The organism is Paenibacillus senegalimassiliensis, assembly GCF_001486585.1.
GTDB lineage: Bacteria > Bacillota > Bacilli > Paenibacillales > Paenibacillaceae > Fontibacillus > Fontibacillus senegalimassiliensis.
Genome location: NZ_LN909046.1, coordinates 1,605,247 through 1,620,272, shown reverse-complemented (window position 1 = coordinate 1,620,272; position 15,026 = coordinate 1,605,247). Strand labels below are relative to the sequence as shown.

Here is a 15,026-nt window from a genome sequence, read left to right as displayed (position 1 = left end):
GATTATGCGAAATCCTAACGAGTTGGAGGATATGATCGGAACGTTGTTGCCGATGGACGACCAAACCTGGGGAGCGTATGCCTTTTCCAGAGATGTGCTAAAGCGCCGAATACGTCCGGAGCAAATGACGGAGATGACGGACGAAGCCATACACTGTGGTAAAGATTATGCTCAGCGCATGATTACCGAATATGGTTGTAGAGATGCGCGCCTGCTTGCTGAGAGAATGGAGCTTACGGTCCAATTTGAGCCAACTTCCATCACAGGTAAGCGGATTTTGTTCGCTTGCTATACGCCACCAGATCACATCGTCATTATGGATGAACCTATAAGCAAAGCGGCGTTATTGGTGTCACAGGAGGCCCCGGGTTTGGTTGAACTATTCCGGCAAGATGATATAATGAATACTATCTTGGGGCATGAAATTTTTCATGCTGTAGAAGAACGGTTTGAGTCGGAAATATATACCCGAACGAGAAAAATCGAATTATGGCATTTTCTTGGTGTGAAGAACTACTCAAGAGTGCGCGCGCTCAGCGAAATTGCCGCCATGGCGTTTACCCGGGAACTGAATAGACTAGACTATTCCCCATTTATTCTGGATTTTCTGTTGTATGTCAGTTACGATTCTTCCGGCGCGGAGAGTATATATCGTGACGTTCTAGGAGTGGGTTCAGGAAGGTGTAGGGAAGCCGTTGAAGATCATGAATAACAGTAGCTCATTAAACGATGTAACTTACAATAAAATCAAAGAAGACATCATGAACATGGTGCTTGAGCCAGGGATGGACGTGAGTGTCCAGAAGCTATCCGAACGTTATGGGGTCAGTCGGACCCCGGTCCGTGAAGCGGTTGTTCGCTTGCAGCAGTCCGGGTTGGTGGAAATCTACCCGCAACGCAAAACGGTAGTGTCCAAGATTGACTTGGGGCGCGTCCGTGAAGAATGGTTCATCCGAACTTCGCTGGAGTCCGCCGTGGTGGATGATTTTATTCGCAAATGCAGCGAACTGGTTGCGGATACGATGCAGGAACTGATTAACAAGCAGAAGAAGTATATGGACAAGAAGCATTTTATCGAGTTTTACCATAAGGACAATCGCTTCCACCAGTTGATCTTCGAGACAGCAGGGGTAACGCTTGCCTGGTACACCATTGAAGAGGTGGCATCCCATTACAACCGGATTTGCCTACTATATGGCAAAATGGAAGGTGCGCGGCAATCGCATATTTCTCAACATGAGGATATGGTGGCTGCCATTCGCCGCCGCGATGCGGAGGCCCTGCGCCAAGTTGTGAAGGAGCATTCAGGCAGTCTGCTGGAGCAAGTGAACAGTATGTCCAAGCAGTACCCGCAATTCTTTTGACAATTTTGATGGCTAAGACGAGTAAAGCCGCGGACACCCCGTTAAGGGATGACTGCGGCTTTTTCTTCATTGTAATAAATGTAAGATCGTTTCACTTGAAGTTATTGATATAATAGATTCGGCAAGTATGCAGGAGCATGCAAGCCAAGGAAACTGGATTTATGAGGTGAGCCTGTTGGAACATTCTAAGCTAGAAAATGAGTGGATTGTGAGTAGAGAGCATCTGCGTGCAGATTGTCAGAGTTGTTTTGGCTTATGCTGCACTGCTTTATATTTTTCAGCCTCGGAAGGCTTTCCGGCAGACAAGGCAGCAGGACATCCCTGTACTCATTTACAGCCGGATTTTCGCTGTGCTATTCATGAAACGCTGGGTAAGCAGGGGCTCAAAGGCTGTATTGCATTTGACTGCTTTGGAGCAGGACAGCGGGTTTCTCAAGTCAGCTTTGGCGGTAAGGATTGGAAGGCTACGCCAAATTCTGCGGAGTCGATGTTTAAAGTATTTTTAATGATGCTGCAACTGCATGAATTGCTCTGGCATTTATCTGAAGCCTTGAACCAGCAAGCAACGCTGGAGATTCGGAATGATCTACAGGATATGCTTGAGCGGACGGAGCGACATACCCTTCTCAGCCCGGAAGAACTCATAAGGTTCGATATGGCAGAGCATCGGCAGGCTGTTAATACTTTGCTGCTTCAAACGAGTGAGCTTGTGCGGACGCAGGCCCTCAGCAAGCTCAAGCATCCGCCGATTCCCTCGCGGCGTCAGAAGCAAATCGGCCGTGGAGCGGACCTGGTCGGTGCGGATTTGCGAAATTTACAGCTCCAGGGAGCAAATTTAAGAGGAGCCCTCTTAATTGCCGCTAACCTCAGAGATACCAATCTTAACGGCGCCGATCTCATTGGGGCAGATCTGCGTGATGCGGATCTAAGGGGGGCTGACCTGTCCCGTAGCATTTTCCTTACTCAGTCTCAAGTCAACTCGGCTAGAGGAAATCATAGGACAGAGCTACCTTCGGTCCTCACTCGTCCGCAGCACTGGGATACGATATAATAAATTATGGTAATAGCATGGGGAGGGATATCCATGATTCAAATCAGCTTAAGACCGATTACTGAGCAGAACAGGGATGAATGCATTAGTCTTAAACCACGCCAGGATCAAATGGGGTTCGTAGCTTCAAATCTGGATTCATTAGAAAAGGCAGTAGAAGAGCCAAGTACAGGGGCCTTTGGAATTTATAACGAAGATACGATGGTGGGATTTACCTTATTTGATGTCACTCCTTATGAAGATGATGATTGCTTCTGGATCGTGAGATTCATGATTGATGAACATCATCAGGGCAGAGGACTTGGTAAGGCAGCTCTCGGGCAGATCATTACTACCATGAGCCACATTGAAGGATGCAGCAAGATTCGAACCTCACATGTTCCTGATAATCAAGTTGTAAATAAACTATACAAGTCCTGTGGGTTTCAGGAAACCGGAGATTTAGTGGATGGAGAGATCGTCTTGGATTTAGTAATTGAGGGGACGGCGTGAAGCACTTACTGTTCAAACATATTCCTTTCTTGCAAGATGATGTTCAGATTGAGCAAATACACAAGGGCTATTCCAGCGACCATAAATATGTGGTTCACAAAGGGGATGAGCTCTTTTTACTCAGAACCTTTGATCATAAGTACCAGGCCTTAAAGCAGATAGAATTTGAAGCGCTTTTCAGAATGAAGGAACTTGACGTGAAATGTTCAAGACCTTTGGAAATAGGCGACTTATCCGATTTTGGGCTTGGTTATATGATATTGTCTTTCATTGAAGGTGAAGATGCCGCAGAGGTTCTCCCAAACCTTTCGTGGGAAGAGCAATTCAATATTGGTGATGATGCGGGGGTTGAATTGCAAAAAATTCATCAATATGCAGCCCCTAAAAATATCCCCTCATGGTATGAAAGAAAGTTAAGTAAGCATACCGGATATTTTAATCAATACTCCCAGTTAGATATTAGATTCAAAAATGATTCGGCTGTAATATCGTTTATAGATGACAATCTATATTTGATGAAACTCAGACCTAATTTATTTCTTCATGATGATTTTCATGTGGGGAATTTGATAGTTAAAGACAATCACCTCTCAGGAATCATTGACTTTAATCGATATGATTGGGGCGATCCTATTGATGAATTTGTGAAATTAGGGATGTTTAGCTCAGAAGTAAGTGTTCCTTTTTCAATCGGCCAGATTAGAGGTTATTTCAAAGGTTCAGAGCCAGGTGTTCACTTCTGGAGGTTGTATTCGCTATATCTAGCGATGTGCCTAGTCTCATCTATCGTTTGGATCATAAAAGTGAAGCCGGAAGAAACGGACATCATGATGGAGAAGATTGAGAGAGTGCTAGAGGATCATGATTATTTTAGGCTGTTAAAGCCAAAATGGTATACCGAAACATAACAAGAACCAGCCAGGGCATACCCAGGCTGGTTCTTGTTGCTCTTATAGTTAGATATTATGGCTGCCAGTCGACCGTAGTAGTCCCGACTCCGCTTGCTGGAGCGGTGTAGCTGTGATTAGTGCCACCTTCCCAGGTGACGGCCGTGCCATTTTTCTTGATAAATTTAAATTGCAGGTTTGTTCCGGCAGGTACACTAACATCATAGTACCAGGACGGATAAGTGGTCATGATCTGATTGAAGAATGGACCAATTGCTTGGTCTGGGTCCCAGTTGCCTAGCTCAGCAGTATTACCGGTCAAGTATACATTCTCACCAAATACTGTGGTAGCGTTATTTATGATGAAGCGGACCGATACCTGATCTCCTGTCAGCAGGTTAAAGCTGTTGTAGCTGTTGCTATCCACGGAGCTAGCCGTGCGAACCTTGATACTCTGATCACCAGGAGTAGCCGCAGGAACAATCACTTGAATCTGGGAATCCTCCCATCCTGTAATTTGGCTACCGGTGACGGCGGTTGTGCCAAAGTATACCGTACCCTTGGTATTACCAAAGCCACGTCCGTCAATGGTTAATAGCGTGCCTGCTTTACCCAGGTCTGGGCCAATGTTGCCGATGATCGGAGATGTTTCGTTAGTGGCAAATTGCCATACGGCGGCACCACCCGCAGGCAAAGTAAATGCATTTACAGCACCCGCAGCATTTACAGTTATGTTAGTACCATTTAACAATCCATCCAGTTCATCTGTATAGGTGCCAGCCGGGAGCGAAGTTTGCAGACCTGTCACGGATGCCGAAGCCGTCGCACTGCGGTTAATGGCAATTAGTGCGGTGCTGCTGCCGAAATTCCGCTCATAAATATAGACGTCGTTATTGATCCAGCGTTCCTGTGTACTGCCGTAGGCAATGGCTGCATTGGACTTGCGAAGCGGGGCCAGCTTGCCAATGAGTTGGTAAGCGGTAGTGTTAGTCGAGAAGCCGGTCATGAAGGAGCGATTCGCCGGATCACCATTGCCAGTCATGTATTGCTCTGTGCCGTAATAGATAGCTGGCACGCCACGCGAGGTAAGTGTAAAGGTTAAGGCTTGCTCCAAACGTCGGTCATTGTTGCCAAGCTTGAAGCGGTCCATGTCATGGTTGTCAATAAAGGTCACCTGATCATGAATATGGGTGTAATCGCCTTCGGTTTCCGCTAACATGTCGTTCAGACCGTACATATTATCCGTATTGTCCCGGAACACCTGCCGAACCTTTTGCCCGAAGCGGAAATCAAGCAGACTCATGCCGGACTCATTGGCAAAGTCGATGTTATTCGGGTCATATTCGTTCACGCCAAGGAACCATTCACCAAAGGTAAATACAGGCTCATAACCTGAAATGTACGCCATCCAGTTCTTCTGCCAGCCCGGTGGCATATGCTTAACCGCATCTACCCGAATTCCGTCAATCCCCATATCAAGCCAGAGTTTGATGGCCTCCTTGAAGTAGGTATCTGTTGTGTTATTGTGGTGATTGATATCGGCCAAATCATACAGATTGCGGTAGATGCCATCCTCCAGGGAGGAGAAGTCGGTCCCCATGTTATGGTGGAAAATATTGTTGGTATCTCCCGTGTAGCCAGCAACTAAACTGCCATTATCGTAAAGCTTCCCATTCTCCGCGAAGGATGGCTGCGTCTCCGAGGCTGGTGAGGTATGATTGGGAGCAAAATCAATAATAATTTTGATGTCATTGGCATGAGCCGTGTTAACCAGATTCTGAAAATCGCTCATGCTACCGAACGCTGGGTTAGTCCGCTTGAAATCACGCGCCCAATATCCATGATAGGCGGTGCTGTTGACGCCTGAGTAGTCGATGATACTATAAATGTTCTCCACAGGTTGGGAAATCCACAATGCGCTGACGCCCATGCCTGCAAAGTAACCGTCATTGATCTTATCTATAATTCCCTGCCAGTCTCCCCCACAGTACAATTTGAGGCTTGTACACCCTGGGGAGTAGGCTCCTCCGGAGGGGTTGTTGGAGACATTCCCGTCCGCGAAGCGATCGGTTACGATTTGATAGATTACATCGGTAGAGAAGCCTTGCTTGTTCAGAACCGAGGTGTCCGGTGCTGCACTTGCCGAAGGAGTGGCCATGAACGGATTAAGCCATGCGGTAAGAAGAAAGGTGGAAGCAATCACTGCAATCATTGATTTTCTAATCATCCATTTCATTGATCAAGCCGCCTTTCGAATATTTTAGTGAAACGATAAATAAAGCCAGACAACCTCCTCTCCTGCTGCCCATGCAAATAACCCCGCAATCTTCGGATGGAAGATTACGGGGTTGTTCCTGAACCCAATCATGATCAGGGAAGCAGCGCCCTCAAATTATAAGTAGATATCCTCGGCCACCCTTTACAATTGCAGAGATCAAACGCCAAGGATGCGCTTTCATTTTAATTGACAGGCGAGTTTTTGTCAAATGATAGAATTACTTCCAATTCTATTTTCAGACTTGCATATCATGCAGACCAGGACTATGCTCGTTTGGCATTTCTGGTAAGAAGGGAACTGGAAATTCCGCAGGTGGCTCGGTGACGGATAGTGAACCGCCATTACGGCTAGGTGTTTGACCTTGATAAATCTCACTGATACGGGTTGGGTCCAAGCGGAAATTAAATTGCATGTTATGGTAGCCCATGTCGACAAACTTCCGGCATTCTGGATACTTGTTAATATCATAATTAGGTACAGGGAACAGCTTGCCCCAGTCAACGCCTAACGTTTCCAACGCTTTGGCAAAGGCATTCTGGTGAGCATTATCCCGGACGATTAAGAAGCCTAGCGTTTCTCTGAAGGTTTGATTGGAGCTCATCTCGTAGATCCGTGTTTTTTGCAAAACTCCCGTTGATTCCAGCACAACATTGTTAAGCATATCGCTGATTAAATTTCCATGGCTATATACCCATGAACCGCTCCAAGGATTACCGCCCGCATCTATGGGCAATGAGGTCTTGGCCCCCATAATGAAGTGGTGTGGATTACCATGTTTGACGGCTTCGTCAATCGGGGCCTGATCTTGCCCTGCATCACCGGGGCTGGATAGACCCGCATCGTTCAATAACGCGTTGATCGTATGCTGCACAAGCTCTACATGTGCAATTTCTTCAAGGAAAACGCCACGAAGCAAATCCTGAAATTGTTTTTCCTTACCCCGGAAGTTGGAGCTCTGAAAGAAATACTGCATCATGGTACGCATCTCGCCAAATTGCCCGCCTAATGCCTCTTGAAGTACCTTCGCTGCAGCAGGATCGGGTTTGTCCGGTTTGATACCATTTATTAATCCCTCTTTGTAATAGAACAAAGCTGTCACTCCTTCTTTGTATTTTTTCCTATAATGCCCTTGAGGTCACGTTTCATGCAGAATACAGGATAGCGTGAAAGGGTTCCAGACCTGCCATCGAGAATAGAAGAAGGAAGTACATCATTTAGAAGGAGGTAGTGACACGTGAGAATTGCCTTTATTCTTTTTAATGGAGTAACGTTTTTAGATTTTATTGGTTTTTATGATGTGATACACAGACTGAAGCTCTTTGAAGAAACCAAGGATGTCAGTTGGGATATATGCGGCGTATCAGATGAGGTGTCTGATGATTTAGGCTTAACGATTAAGGTGGATAAGGTAAAACCTGATTTATCGCATTACGATATGATTTTCATTCCCGGGGGCATGGGAACGCGGAACTTAAGGTATGATGATGAATTTATTACGTGGATCAAGCAAGCTGAAAGGGTAAGGTATCACGTATCGGTTTGTACGGGGTCTTTGCTGCTGGGTGCCGCGGGATTTTTGAGAAACAAAAAAGCCACCACTCATCCAGGTGTATATGATTTACTCGCACCTTATTGCAGTGAGGTCATTGCCACAAGAATCGTGAAGGATGGCAATCTGATTACCGGAGGGGGAGTATCTACTTCCATTGATCTTGCGCTATATATCATTGAGTTGCTGGTGAATAAGGATGCTGTTACCATAGTTAAACAACAAATTGACTATCCGTATGAGATGCAGGGAGTTATAGAAGTCTAAAGCAGGCAGGTGAGCAAACAAATATGATAAACCGAATTCACATCCTAGGTGCTTCTGGTTCGGGGACAACTACATTAGCTAAAGCTATTTCCGAGAAATTCGGATATCGGCATCTGGATACGGACGATTATTTCTGGCACCCTACGGAAGAACCTTTTACCCAAAACCGTTCTGTTGAGGAAAGAATTCATTTGCTGGGACCTGATCTTCAAAAGCATGATAGATGGGTGTTATCCGGTTCCTTATGCGGTTGGGGAGATGTCTTTATTCCGTATTTCGACGTAGTCCTATTTATGTGGATTCCTGAAGAAATCCGAATAAAGAGACTGGAACAGCGGGAGTGGCAAAGATATGGGGAAGATATTGTTGTAGGTGGAAAGCGGCATGAGTCTTATCTAACATTCATGCAGTGGGCATCGGTGTATGATCACGCAGGCTTGGAAGTACGGAGTAGAGCCTTGCACGAAGAATGGTTGGCCGCCTTGCCGTGCCCGGTTGTCAGACTGGAAGGGGACTTAGGTATGGAGAACAAATTAGTTCATGTTGCAGAGCTGCTAGACATCTAGCAAAGCTAAGCGGAACTGATCGGAAGAACAATCCCAATATAAAGGAGTTTGATCTCTATGTCTGCTGAATTAGAACCATTACTCGTAGTATTTAAAGAATGGGTTGAATTTGCTCGTTCTCTTCAGGAACAATCCGAAGACATTTGGAATTCTAGCTTGGAAGAGGGCAAGTGGACGATCAAAGACATCGTTTGCCATATCATGCTCTGGGATAAATATTTCTACGAGGAAGCGGTGCATAAGATGGCTACAGGGCAGCCAGTTGCGCTGGAGCTTGGCGATTTTGATGAGTTCAATAAGCAGGCTATGGTCTACGCCAAGACGATCTCCATCCAAGAGTTGGTTGACAAAGCAGTGTTCTATCGGGAGGCAATCATCTCTGATATCAGAACAATGCCTGCGCATGTTATCGAACAGAACTCAAAGGACCCCAGTAATAAGTTTAACCTGACTGAATATCTGCATGATTTTATATGGCATGATCAGCATCATATCAATCCCATCAAAGATTTTTTGAATTGATAAGGAGCGGATTGTTTTGGCGAAGAAACGATTTTCGATTTTGTCAATGATGGTGTTAACTTTATCTTTAGTGGTTGCTGGGTGCAGCACTCCATCTAATAGCAATGAGAAAATTGCTGATATAGCCGCTAATGAACAGCAAGAATACCAAAAGGCTATTGAGCAAACAGGGCTTGGGATCTTATTTGATTTTCAATTGAAGCTTCCTTCTGCTGATCAAAGCTGGGTGACGATGTGGGTTGAGGCGTATAAGGAAGGGGTTAAACAACCTGACCACCTGACGGAAATATCTTATGGGTTAAGCCCGAATAAAGTGGAGGAAGGGCATACAGGGTTTGGTATTGTTAATCCTGATAGCGAGCAACCGTTGCTGTATATGTATGCTCCATCGGTCAAATCACCTCCTCACAGTATAGCAGATGACACCATCTTCTCTGAGCAAGCGATTATCAAATCTTGGGCTTACACGATTGATCAGAAATCAACGGGTTTAGAGCCTGGTGAAACCAAGGTGCTGGCTATCTATGTCCAAGGAGAAAATGATCTTAAAAATTATGATTATAAACAAGCGGATTCCATTCAAAGTGTGATTGATGATGGTCATACCGTGTTGCTACTGAAAATAAAAGTGGAAGCAAAACAAATAGAATAAGGACGTATGCCCTGATCCATTGTCGAGGCACGGGACTGCCGGATGAAGGAATCAAGCCTGTTGCAGCAAATAACCAAGTTCTATATCAACGACCGGGCTGGAAGTTTTTTATCGCCTATGTAAACGATGAACCTGCGGCGACTGCTGCCATGTGCTCTCAGGGTGGTATTGCTTCTTTGACTTTCGCAGCTACATTGCCGAACTTCAGAGGGCGGGGCTTACATCAATTGTTGTTACAAAGGAGAATATCCGAAGCACAGCGGAACGCTTGCAGGCTGGTGGTAGGGCAATGCAACTTCTTATCTCAAAGCCACCGAAATATGGAACGGGTTGGAATGAAGCTAGGTTATATCCGCACGACATGGACAAAGAAGTAGGGAGCGGAGCAGGTCATGTATCTGAATCACAAAAACTTAACAATACGTTTATTCAGAGAGAGCGATTCGGCTGAATTGTATGATCTGGTTGATTCCTCAAGAGCTACGTTGAACAGGTGGTTAGAATTTCCTCAGCGAATTAAAGCGCTGGACGATTGCCAGGAATTCATTCGCAGTATCCAAACTAAATATCACAACCATGAAGGTTTTTGGGCAGGAATATGGATAGATGACACGCTGGTAGGCTCCATCGGGCTGCTCTCTATAGATGCCAGGAATAAGAAAACCGAAATAGGTTATTGGCTGGGGAGCCAACATGAGGGGAATGGATACATGCTAACTGCGTGTAAGTTAATAATCGGGCACATTTTTGCTGAATTGGGCTTGAACCGTATTGAAATTAGAGTGAAGAGTGGGAATTTCCGAAGCCAGCGGATACCCAAGCAACTTCAATTCAAGCATGAGGGAACTTTAAGGCAAGCTGAAAGCTTCCAAGGAGTTTATTATGACATCTGGGTATATGGCTTGCTTAAGCTGGATAATCGCAAACAGGATCAGTGAAAAAAGCAGCCGAGGTTCAATGATGAACCTTGGCTGCTATGGGTATATGTTGCTGTAAGATTAGATTTAATCCTCCGGATTATAATTATCCTCTCCGATTTGCAGGCTGCCGTCGTCATGAAGGAAGAACAGCAAATTGCTGACAGTCCCATCCTTGTAAGCAAGCACCAAAGTATTGCCCGTGATGCGATATGAACCCGTGCTATCTCCACCAGCGGCACCCGATGTTGGAAGTCCGCCCTCTACATGTCCGAGCATAAGTTCACTGCTTTCAAATGTACCGTCTTTATTTAGTTGAATAGTATGCGTCCATGAGGTGGAACCAGCAGAAATACCAATTAGCCCTTGATAGCCTATATATTCATAAGAACCATCGAGCTTCAAGTCATTGGCTGCCGTCTTCACCCGGGTCATGGCAGTGTCATCAATATGAAGCTCGCCATTTTCCACTTTAATGCTATACGTATCTTTGTTCGCCAGCGTCAGTGTCCCATTCTTGATCGTATAAGTCTGGCAGTCATCCTTGGTGCAATCGATCGTCTCCGGGCCGCCATTCACAGGTGTTCCTACGACCACCTTGCCCCCAGGGAGGAAGGTAAATAAATCGGTGCACAGCCCTCCACATTCATAACCTCCGTTGTCCAGTCGGAATCCATAATACATGCCTTGCAGTTTACTTAAGTCCACGGAGTCAGAAGTAGCAGGCTTATAAACCCCACTTCCTTGTGGTGGTGTGGGGACTTTAACAGAAGTAATCGGTGTATTGGTATTTGTCTGATTTTGGCCTTCGGCCTCACCCTTGATACGGGCAAGCTCTTTGTCAATCAGGTCCTGAACCTGTTCCTTTGTCGATCCACTTGCTGTTATATAATCCTCTGTATATACAATCACTTCCAAGCCGTAAGGATTCCAGGCAACCAGAGAGCCCGTCGATTCACTAATGAAACGAATAGGTACCAGAGTGTGCCCATCAACGGTTTGTGGTGCTACTGTCAAAGTTAAATTTTTGCCATTTACAACGGCTTGCTTGCTGCCCACTTTCAGTTGAAGCGAATAGTTATCTCCGGTAGCGCGAACAGTCTGTTCAGCTTGGTTCCATTCTACCTTAATTCCCATGGCTTCAAACAAAGGGCGGAACGGGACTAAGGTGGTTCCATTTGTTACGATAGGGTCCTTGGCAAGTTCCAGCTTATTCTCGTTAAAAAGAACCTTGATTGGCTTGTCAGCGGCCAAAGCCGTGCTCGCCTGTAATGCAAAACTAATAAGTAAAAGAAATCCAACCAAAATGATCATCTTCTGAGTGACAAGGGCTGTTGTCCTTGTAATCATAAGCTACACATACCTCCTTAAGATGGATGCCTGTGGCATCGTTTTTTTTGAAGTATAAAGTAAACCCTTTCCTTAGCATAGGGGCCAAAGCAACAAGTCTAGTATTTTAGTGCTTTAGTCGGATACATGGGTAAAGAGTGGACTGATATAATTACCTGTTTGTGGTAATCGGCATGAGAATTGTGATTGAAAATAGCCCACCTCAAGGATAATATATTTAGAACAGCCTTTGATGATGACAGCAGGTGACCCAGACTAAAGTATAAAAATCCAATGGGAATGACGAGGGTGATGGGCATGGAGATCAAAGATATATATGGAAATCTTCCGGTGCTGGAGACAGAAAGAACAATGCTGAGAAAAGTACGGCGGGATGATTTGAACGATATGTTCAACTATTGCTCGGATGAGGCGATGACGAAGTACACAACTTGGTATACACATCAAACACCTCAGGATACCCAGGGGTTTATTAATTTTATTTTGAATACATACGATAACCAGGAAGTAGCTCCTTGGGGCATAGAAGACAAGAGCACCGGCAAACTGATTGGAACTTGCGGGTTTATGTATTGGAGTATAGATCATGCAAGGGCGGAGCTGGGGTATGCTTTGTCCAGAGAATATTGGAATAAGGGCATCATGTCCGAGGCAGCTACGCGAATTATTCAATTTGGATTTGAGGTCATGGATCTGATTCGGATTGAAGCAAGATGTCACCCGGATAACATCGGGTCCGCGCGCGTTATGGAGAAGTCAGGCATGACCTTTGAGGGTATTTTAAGAAAGCATTTATTTTGCAAAGGGCATCATCAGGATGTAAAGATGTACTCTATTCTTAGAGAAGAAGCCGGTTATCAATGAAAATACGAACTCTTCAAGCTACAGATGCTCAATTTTATCAGGAGATCAGGCTGAAAGGCTTAAAGGAAAATCCAGAAGCGTTTGGCTCAACGTATGAGCAAGAGTTGGAATTCTCACTTGAAAAGGTCAGTGAACGAATAACGCCAAGTTCGGGAAAATTTGTGCTGGGGGCTTTTAATGAGGAAGAACGGTTGATGGGAGTCCTTACTTTTGTCAGAGAAGACGGAGTCAAAACGAAGCATAAAGGAAATGTCTATGGGATGTATGTTAGCGCAGATGCACGCGGCATGAACATTGGAAGAAGCCTACTGCTTGCGTTAATTGAAAAGGCCAAACAATTAGAAGGTCTGGAGCAAATCAACCTCACGGTAGTGAGCAATAATGAACCAGCCAAAAGGTTATATAATGCTCTAGGTTTTCAAGTATATGGGACTGAACGGAATGCCCTTAAATATGGTGGAAAATATTTTGATGAAAATTTTATGGTGTTACCTATAAATTTCAAATCGTGTACTAAAGAGAGTGGGACAGGGAGGTAGAACTGAAGCATGTTGGAGCAAAAGTTAATTGATATATTGCGATCTAATGAATATTTGCTCAGAGATCTTGAACTGGTTCGCCAGTTAGGTCTGCCTGATTGGTACATTGCCGCGGGGTATGTACGCAATCGGGTCTGGGATCATTTGCATGGCTACTCTGAACCCACTCCACTGAACGATGTGGATATCCTTTATTATGATCCATATGATCTTGCAGAGGATACGGAGAAAAGGCATGAACTTGTATTGAGGGAACAGCGGAATACTTACGATTGGTCCTGCAAAAATCAAGCACGCATGCATATCAGAAATCAAGACGAGCCTTATTTATCAGTGACGGATGCAATGAAGAGATGGCCGGAGACAGCTACTGCTGTGGGTGTTAGCCTTGATGAGGACGGAGGTATCATCATTATTGCTCCTTACGGATTACAGGATTTATTTGATTTGGTGATTCGAAAGAGTCCGCTCTATACGGATGATGATGTTTTTCATCAAAGAATACAAAGCAAGAATTGGCTGGAGAAATGGCCACTGCTCAAGATAAGGGAAAAGAGTTGAAAAAGCTTGCCCAAACCTATATCATGGACAATAAACATCGTTAATGGGCACAATCTTCAGAGGAAGGAGACCATCATGCAATTCTCCAAAAGTACAGACTATGCACTGCATGCGTTGCTTTATTTGGCTCGTACAGAGCGTAGGCAGAATGTGGGCATTAAGGAATTGTCCGCAGTCCTTGGTGTATCGGAAAGTTATTTGTCCAAAATCATGTCCAAGTTGAGACAAGATGGAGTCGTACGGGCAGCACCGGGAGTGAACGGGGGTTATGAATTGTCCAAAGCTCCAGAAGAAATATCCTTTCTGGAAGTGATTCAGGTTATAGAGGGGCGGCAGCATTTATTTGAATGCTCCAATTCAAGCTCTCAGCAACACCGTTCAGAAGTGGGCACAGATCGCCCTGCAAAGCGCGACGGGTGTGTCATTGAGGAAGTCATGATCGGAGCAGAGCAACATCTGTATCAATATCTGCGGGAACATACACTTCAATCCGCTTTGGATAAAGTGGCTCAACGCGTATAATTAATATATGCTCTGACAACAAGAGCCCCAACCTTAAGATAGAGTTATCTAAGGGCTGGGGTACTTCTATTTTAAACCTAGGATAGGCAAATCAAACTTAAGAGGTGATTGCATTGGCTCACATTTTCAACGATAACAATTTGCAGTACAAGTTGAAACAATCCCCCGTTCCGGAGTTTGCATGGCATACCAGTGAACGATTAGCTGAGATTGTCCAGTCCAAGCATTTAGTATTTGATGTCAGATCGCTCGACCCGGGAAAGTATTCCTATCCCTATCATTTCCATAGAAATGCAGAAGAAATTTTCGTATTACTATCCGGAAAGGCGATGTTAAGAACACCGGAGGGAGTAGAGGAAGTCAATACTGGGGATGTCATATTTTTTGAAATGGGTCCATCAGGAGCTCACCAGTTGTATAACCACACTGAGGAACCTTGCAAATTTCTCGATATGCGGACTTCGGTAGGGATTGACGTGTGTGAGTACCCCGATTCCGGGAAGATTAATATTTTGCCTTATCAGGAGATTTATCAAACGGAAGATCGCGTGGATTACCATCTGAACGAAGCGGAAGTTGCTGAGAAATGGAAGCAACACGAGATTGCTACAAGGAAAGAAAATAGGGACCCAGAGAAATAGAAAG

18 protein-coding genes and 1 pseudogene are annotated in these 15,026 nt (G+C 45.0%); 16 read left to right on the top strand and 3 right to left on the bottom strand.

Annotated features, from left to right (window positions below):
• Positions 1 to 4 precede the first annotated feature (4 nt).
• The 5 genes from BN3279_RS21590 to BN3279_RS21570 all read left to right on the top strand — a co-directional run bounded on the left by BN3279_RS21590 (position 5) and on the right by BN3279_RS21570 (position 3,815).
• Positions 5 to 712: a hypothetical protein gene (locus BN3279_RS21590; RefSeq protein ID WP_059053868.1), complete on the top strand. Its 708-nt coding sequence runs from the start codon at positions 5 to 7 to the stop codon at positions 710 to 712.
• A complete protein-coding gene (locus BN3279_RS21585; protein ID WP_059053866.1) occupies positions 705 to 1,364 on the top strand; it encodes a GntR family transcriptional regulator in 660 nt (219 codons plus the stop codon). The genes BN3279_RS21590 and BN3279_RS21585 overlap by 8 nt, the downstream gene beginning before the upstream one ends.
• Positions 1,365 to 1,521: 157 nt before the next feature.
• Positions 1,522 to 2,415 (top strand): pentapeptide repeat-containing protein, encoded by an 894-nt coding sequence (locus BN3279_RS21580; RefSeq protein WP_082673203.1) that lies wholly within the window; start codon positions 1,522 to 1,524, stop codon positions 2,413 to 2,415.
• A 33-nt stretch (positions 2,416 to 2,448) separates the two neighbouring features.
• Positions 2,449 to 2,907: a GNAT family N-acetyltransferase gene (locus BN3279_RS21575; protein WP_059053864.1), complete on the top strand. Its 459-nt coding sequence runs from the start codon at positions 2,449 to 2,451 to the stop codon at positions 2,905 to 2,907.
• The gene (locus tag BN3279_RS21570) at positions 2,904 to 3,815 is read left to right on the top strand and encodes an aminoglycoside phosphotransferase family protein (RefSeq protein ID WP_059053862.1); all 912 of its coding nucleotides are present in this window, start codon (positions 2,904 to 2,906) and stop codon (positions 3,813 to 3,815) included. The genes BN3279_RS21575 and BN3279_RS21570 overlap by 4 nt, the downstream gene beginning before the upstream one ends.
• A gap of 55 nt (positions 3,816 to 3,870) precedes the next feature.
• On the opposite strand, the gene BN3279_RS21565 is transcribed toward BN3279_RS21570, so the two are convergent.
• Positions 3,871 to 5,952, bottom strand: a complete 2,082-nt coding sequence (locus BN3279_RS21565; protein WP_232436930.1) for an alpha-amylase family glycosyl hydrolase — start codon at positions 5,950 to 5,952, stop codon at positions 3,871 to 3,873.
• 355 nt (positions 5,953 to 6,307) lie between these two features.
• A complete protein-coding gene (locus tag BN3279_RS21560) occupies positions 6,308 to 7,162 on the bottom strand; it encodes a manganese catalase family protein (protein WP_059053859.1) in 855 nt (284 codons plus the stop codon).
• A 144-nt stretch (positions 7,163 to 7,306) separates the two neighbouring features.
• Between BN3279_RS21560 and BN3279_RS21555 the strand changes: the two genes are divergently transcribed.
• From BN3279_RS21555 to BN3279_RS21535, 6 genes and pseudogenes are all read left to right on the top strand, one after another.
• Positions 7,307 to 7,888 carry a DJ-1/PfpI family protein gene (locus BN3279_RS21555; RefSeq protein WP_059053857.1) on the top strand — a complete coding sequence of 194 codons (582 nt, stop codon included), beginning with the start codon at positions 7,307 to 7,309 and terminating at the stop codon, positions 7,886 to 7,888.
• Between the two features lie 23 nt (positions 7,889 to 7,911).
• On the top strand, positions 7,912 to 8,454 hold the full coding sequence (locus tag BN3279_RS21550; protein WP_059053856.1) for an AAA family ATPase: 543 nt from the start codon (positions 7,912 to 7,914) through the stop codon (positions 8,452 to 8,454).
• A gap of 57 nt (positions 8,455 to 8,511) precedes the next feature.
• A complete protein-coding gene (locus BN3279_RS21545; RefSeq protein WP_059053854.1) occupies positions 8,512 to 8,976 on the top strand; it encodes a DinB family protein in 465 nt (154 codons plus the stop codon).
• 16 nt (positions 8,977 to 8,992) lie between these two features.
• A complete protein-coding gene (locus BN3279_RS21540) occupies positions 8,993 to 9,628 on the top strand; it encodes a hypothetical protein (RefSeq protein ID WP_059053852.1) in 636 nt (211 codons plus the stop codon).
• A gap of 5 nt (positions 9,629 to 9,633) precedes the next feature.
• A pseudogene (locus BN3279_RS24310) lies at positions 9,634 to 10,005 on the top strand (GNAT family N-acetyltransferase); the annotation flags it as partial.
• 15 nt (positions 10,006 to 10,020) lie between these two features.
• Entirely contained in the window at positions 10,021 to 10,566 is a 546-nt protein-coding gene (locus BN3279_RS21535; RefSeq protein WP_059053850.1) for a GNAT family N-acetyltransferase, read from the top strand.
• A 66-nt stretch (positions 10,567 to 10,632) separates the two neighbouring features.
• Here the strand turns inward: BN3279_RS21535 and BN3279_RS21530 are convergent, their stop codons facing one another.
• Complete coding sequence (locus BN3279_RS21530; protein ID WP_059053849.1) at positions 10,633 to 11,895, bottom strand: copper amine oxidase N-terminal domain-containing protein; 1,263 nt, start codon at positions 11,893 to 11,895, stop codon at positions 10,633 to 10,635.
• A gap of 297 nt (positions 11,896 to 12,192) precedes the next feature.
• Here BN3279_RS21530 and BN3279_RS21525 point away from each other — a divergent pair, with 297 nt between their 5' ends.
• From BN3279_RS21525 to BN3279_RS21505, 5 genes are all read left to right on the top strand, one after another.
• On the top strand, positions 12,193 to 12,759 hold the full coding sequence (locus BN3279_RS21525) for a GNAT family N-acetyltransferase (protein ID WP_059053847.1): 567 nt from the start codon (positions 12,193 to 12,195) through the stop codon (positions 12,757 to 12,759).
• On the top strand, positions 12,756 to 13,298 hold the full coding sequence (locus BN3279_RS21520; protein ID WP_059053845.1) for a GNAT family N-acetyltransferase: 543 nt from the start codon (positions 12,756 to 12,758) through the stop codon (positions 13,296 to 13,298). The genes BN3279_RS21525 and BN3279_RS21520 overlap by 4 nt, the downstream gene beginning before the upstream one ends.
• A gap of 9 nt (positions 13,299 to 13,307) precedes the next feature.
• Complete coding sequence (locus BN3279_RS21515) at positions 13,308 to 13,859, top strand: nucleotidyltransferase family protein (protein WP_059053843.1); 552 nt, start codon at positions 13,308 to 13,310, stop codon at positions 13,857 to 13,859.
• 75 nt (positions 13,860 to 13,934) lie between these two features.
• Positions 13,935 to 14,381 (top strand): RrF2 family transcriptional regulator, encoded by a 447-nt coding sequence (locus BN3279_RS21510; protein ID WP_059053839.1) that lies wholly within the window; start codon positions 13,935 to 13,937, stop codon positions 14,379 to 14,381.
• Positions 14,382 to 14,494: 113 nt separating this feature from the next.
• Complete coding sequence (locus tag BN3279_RS21505; protein WP_059053837.1) at positions 14,495 to 15,022, top strand: cupin domain-containing protein; 528 nt, start codon at positions 14,495 to 14,497, stop codon at positions 15,020 to 15,022.
• The last annotated feature ends 4 nt before the right edge of the window (positions 15,023 to 15,026 follow it).